Below are 1273 nucleotides of genomic sequence, written 5' to 3'. Positions count from 1 at the left end.
CGACCATCGGCAATCAGACCCGGGGCCTGACGAAATGCCCGCTGACGGCGCAGCAAGGCTTCGCGCACCCGGGGGAAGGCGGCGATTTTACTGGCTGCATTACCCACTTCTTCGGTGCGGATGGTGCGGGAGACATCTTCCCCTTCCAGGATTACCTTGACCAGATCGCCTTCTACCTGAAATTGCACATCCAGATTGGCAGCCAGAGGCACCAGTGAGGCTTCACTGTCCAGCTCTACATCGTGATGCAGGGCGGCCAGGGACAACACCCGATAGATGGCGCCCGAGTCCAGCAAGTGCCAACCCAGCTTCTCAGCAAGCAGCTGACACAATGTGCCTTTACCTGCACCACTGGGGCCATCAATTGTCATTACGGGGGCCATCTGAGGCATAACTTCTCTCCTGCACTGTGTTGCTCCCATCCCGAAGGGGTGGGTTAATGGGCGCCGATTATACCCGAATGTGGTGAGCCTGGCAGTCATCAATCCGCACAAAGGGCCAAAACCCCGACGGACAGCTGTGCTTGTATCTCATTTGGAGATTTCATTAAGCAATGCAGGGACTTGTTCTTATGGTCGTTCCTGACAAGGCGCGCTAAACTGGCCCCCTTTTTTGAGCCGTTAGTAGTAAGGAGCAACCTATGAGCAGCGTTACCCTCGTGGCCAAATCCAAATTGCCAACCCCCTGGGGCACCTTCACGCTGGTAGGTTTTCAGGAAACCGGCACAGGCAAAGATCACGCCGCACTGGTGATGGGCGACATTACTGGTGACGAGCCCGTGCTGGGCCGGATCCACTCAGAGTGCCTGACCGGCGACGCCCTGTTCAGCCTGCGTTGTGACTGCGGTTTCCAGTTGCAGGCGGCCATGGAGAATATCGCCAAAGCCGGTCGTGGCGTGTTGCTGTATGTGCGTCAAGAGGGCCGTGGCATCGGCTTGCTCAACAAGATCCGCGCCTATCACCTGCAGGATCAGGGTGCCGATACCGTGGAGGCCAACGTGGCCCTTGGTTTTGCCGCCGACATGCGCGATTACACCATCTGCGCCGACATGCTCAAGCAGCTTGAGGTCAAGTCTCTCAAACTGATGACCAACAACCCGCGCAAGATGAAAGCGATGGAATCCTTCGGTATTCCGGTGGCCGAACGGGTACCGTTGCAGGAAGGGCGCAATCCCCACAACGAGTTCTATCTGTCGACCAAGGCCAACAAGCTGGATCACATGCTCAAAAAATGAGCCTGCATTGACGAATGCCAGATAGTCAAACGCCTCCCA

Annotated in this window: 2 protein-coding genes; one reads left to right on the top strand and one right to left on the bottom strand. The window is 56.9% G+C overall.

The features are described from left to right. On the bottom strand, positions 1-392 hold a 392-nt coding region (gene cmk / locus AACS18_RS11990; protein ID WP_108614322.1), incomplete at its 3' end, for a (d)CMP kinase. 248 nt (positions 393-640) lie between these two features. On the opposite strand from cmk, the gene ribA reads away from it, so the two are divergent. Continuing rightward, positions 641-1234, top strand: a complete 594-nt coding sequence (gene ribA / locus AACS18_RS11985; RefSeq protein WP_005351157.1) for a GTP cyclohydrolase II — start codon at positions 641-643, stop codon at positions 1232-1234. The last annotated feature ends 39 nt before the right edge of the window (positions 1235-1273 follow it).

This window comes from Aeromonas sp. HMWF015 (assembly GCF_963878965.1).
Taxonomy (GTDB): Bacteria; Pseudomonadota; Gammaproteobacteria; order Enterobacterales; family Aeromonadaceae; genus Aeromonas; species Aeromonas veronii.
The sequence above is the reverse complement of the archived record's forward strand: the minus strand, read 5'-3'. Positions and strand labels throughout refer to the sequence as shown.

What these genes read in the sequence shown, in the direction of transcription:
- ribA (WP_005351157.1), top strand. Translation starts at nt 641, where the DNA reads ATGAGCAGCGTTACCCTCGTGGCCAAATCCAAATTGCCAACCCCCTGG.